The organism is Streptomyces sp. NPDC057474, assembly GCF_042802555.1.
GTDB lineage: Bacteria > Actinomycetota > Actinomycetes > Streptomycetales > Streptomycetaceae > Streptomyces.
This window is the reverse complement of sequence record NZ_JBHVDX010000456.1, coordinates 1-2,631: the sequence shown is the minus strand read 5'-3', so window position 1 is coordinate 2,631 and position 2,631 is coordinate 1. Positions and strand designations below refer to the sequence as shown.

At 70.5% G+C, this 2,631-nt stretch carries 3 protein-coding genes; all 3 read left to right on the top strand.

All coding sequences use genetic code 11. The annotated features are described in order from the left end of the window. The coding region (locus ACFU53_RS47605) for a M16 family metallopeptidase (protein WP_384006792.1) at nucleotides 1–1,343 on the top strand (1,343 nt) is incomplete at its 5' end. 23 nt (nucleotides 1,344–1,366) lie between these two features. Beyond that, the gene (dapB, locus tag ACFU53_RS47600) at nucleotides 1,367–2,119 is read left to right on the top strand and encodes a 4-hydroxy-tetrahydrodipicolinate reductase (protein ID WP_384006789.1); all 753 of its coding nucleotides are present in this window, start codon (nucleotides 1,367–1,369) and stop codon (nucleotides 2,117–2,119) included. Between the two features lie 15 nt (nucleotides 2,120–2,134). Further along, nucleotides 2,135–2,590 carry a hypothetical protein gene (locus ACFU53_RS47595; RefSeq protein ID WP_384006787.1) on the top strand — a complete coding sequence of 152 codons (456 nt, stop codon included), beginning with the start codon at nucleotides 2,135–2,137 and terminating at the stop codon, nucleotides 2,588–2,590. Nucleotides 2,591–2,631: the final 41 nt, after the last annotated feature.

Genomic DNA, 2,631 nt, shown 5'->3' with positions numbered 1-2,631 from the left:
CCACGGAGGCGCGGGCCGTCGCCCGTACGCAAACCCTGATCAAGGGCATGAACGGCATCGGTACGGTCCGTAAGACCACCCTCCCGGGCGGCCTGCGCATCGTCACCGAGACCCTGCCGTCCGTGCGCTCCGCCACCTTCGGCATCTGGGCGCACGTCGGCTCCCGCGACGAGACGCCCGCGCTGAACGGCGCCACCCACTACCTGGAGCACCTGCTCTTCAAGGGCACCTCACGCCGTAGCGCGCTGGACATCTCCTCCGCGATCGACGCGGTCGGCGGCGAGATGAACGCGTTCACGGCGAAGGAGTACACGTGCTACTACGCACGCGTGCTCGACACCGACCTGCCGCTCGCCATCGACACGGTCTGCGACATGCTCACCGGCTCGCTCATCCGCGAGGAGGACGTCGACGTCGAGCGCGGCGCCATCCTCGAAGAGATCGCGATGACCGAGGACGACCCGGGCGACTGCGTGCACGACCTGTTCGCGCACACCATGTTCGGCGACACCCCTCTCGGCCGCCCGGTCCTCGGCACGGTCGACACGGTCAACGCCCTCACCGCCGACCGCATCCGCCGCTTCTACAAGAAGCACTACGACCCGACCCACCTCGTGGTCGCCTGCGCCGGCAACGTCGACCACAACAAGGTCGTACGACAGGTCCGCGCCGCCTTCGAGAGTGTCGGCGCCCTCACCCGCGCCGACGCCACCCCGATCGCCCCGCGCGAGGGCCGCCGCGGTCTCCGTACGGCAGGCCGGGTCGAGCTCGTCGGCCGCAAGACCGAGCAGGCGCATGTCGTCCTCGGTATGCCCGGCCTCGCCCGCACCGATGAGCGCCGCTGGGCCCTCGGCGTCCTCAACACCGCGCTCGGCGGCGGCATGTCCTCCCGACTCTTCCAGGAGGTCCGCGAGAAGCGGGGGCTGGCGTACAGCGTGTACTCGTACACGTCCGGCTTCGCCGACTGCGGGCTCTTCGGCGTGTACGCCGGCTGCCGTCCGTCCCAGGTACACGACGTGCTGAAGATCTGCCGCGACGAACTCGACCAGGTCGCCGAGTACGGACTGCCGGACGACGAGATCGAGCGCGCCATCGGCCAGCTCCGCGGCTCCACGGTCCTCGGCCTGGAGGACACCGGCGCGATCATGAACCGCATCGGCAAGAGCGAGCTGTGCTGGGGCGAGCAGATGTCCGTCGACGAGATGCTGACCCGCATCGCCATGGTGACCCCGGACGAGATCCGCGCCGTGGCCCGCGAGATCCTGGGCCGGCGCCCGTCCCTGTCGGTGATCGGCCCACTCAAGGACAAACAGGCGTCCCGTCTGCACGAAGCCGTCGCCTGACACCCCAGTTAAGGAACCAAGCAATGAGCAAGCTGCGCGTGGCGGTCCTCGGTGCCCAGGGCCGCATCGGCTCCGAGGCCGTACGGGCCGTCGAAGCCGCCGAGGACATGGAACTGGTCGCCGCCCTGCGCCGGGGCGACAAGCTGGAGACCCTGGCCGAGGCCGGCGCCCAGGTCGCCGTCGAACTGACCACCCCCGCCTCGGTCATGGACAACCTCGACTTCTGCGTCCACCACGGCATCCACGCGGTCGTCGGTACGACGGGCTGGACCGACGAACGCCTCGCGCAGCTCAAGGGCTGGCTGGACGGATCCCCGGAGACCGGTGTGCTGATCGCGCCCAACTTCTCCATCGGGGCCGTCCTGACGATGAAGTTCGCGCAGATCGCGGCGCCCTACTTCGAGTCTGTCGAGGTCGTCGAACTGCACCACCCGAACAAGGTCGACGCCCCCAGCGGCACCGCCACCCGGACCGCCCAGCTCATCGCCGAGGCTCGCCGCGCGGCCGGCACCGCCCCGGCGCCGGACGCCACGGCCACGGCCCTGGAAGGCGCGCGAGGCGCCGACGTCGACGGCGTCCCCGTGCACGCCGTACGCCTGCGCGGACTCCTCGCCCACCAGGAGGTCCTGCTGGGCGGTGAGGGCGAGACCTTGACGGTCCGTCACGACTCCCTGCACCACAGCAGCTTCATGCCGGGCATCCTGCTCGGCGCCCGCCGCGTGGTGACGACCCCGGGCCTCACCTTCGGCCTCGAACACTTCCTCGACCTGGGCTGAGCGGCCGGAAACGTCATGCGCGCGAAGATCACCTACGCCGTCACGGCAGCCGTCCTGGTCGTCTACTTCGTCCTGGTCGGCAGCCGTGGGGTCCTGCTCATAGAGACCGGCACCCCGGTCACGATCGCCTTCGGCGTCGCCGTGCTCGTCCTGCCGGCGATCGGCGTCTGGTTTCTGTGGAAGAACACCCAGTTCGTCCGCAAGGCCAACCAGCTCGCCGCCGAACTGGACGCCGAAGGGGGCCTCCCCGTCGACGAGTTGAAGCGCACCCCGGGCGGCCGCATCGACCGCGACTCGGCCGACGAGGTCTTCGCACGGCGCAAGGAGGAGACCGAGGACGCCCCCGACGACTGGCGCACCTGGTTCCGCCTCGCCGTCGCCTACCACGACGCCCGCGACACCCCCCGGGCCCGCAAGGCCATGCAGCGCGCGATCGCTCTCCACGACGGCAAGCCGGCCCCGACCGCCTGATTTCCCGTTCCCCGCATAGGGGTGAGGGGCCGGTCCGCGGG

Excerpts from the sequence above, each read along its gene's own strand:
- dapB (WP_384006789.1), top strand. The coding sequence starts at position 1,367 with ATGAGCAAGCTGCGCGTGGCGGTCCTCGGTGCCCAGGGCCGCATCGGC.
- ACFU53_RS47595 (WP_384006787.1), top strand. The coding sequence starts at position 2,135 with ATGCGCGCGAAGATCACCTACGCCGTCACGGCAGCCGTCCTGGTCGTC.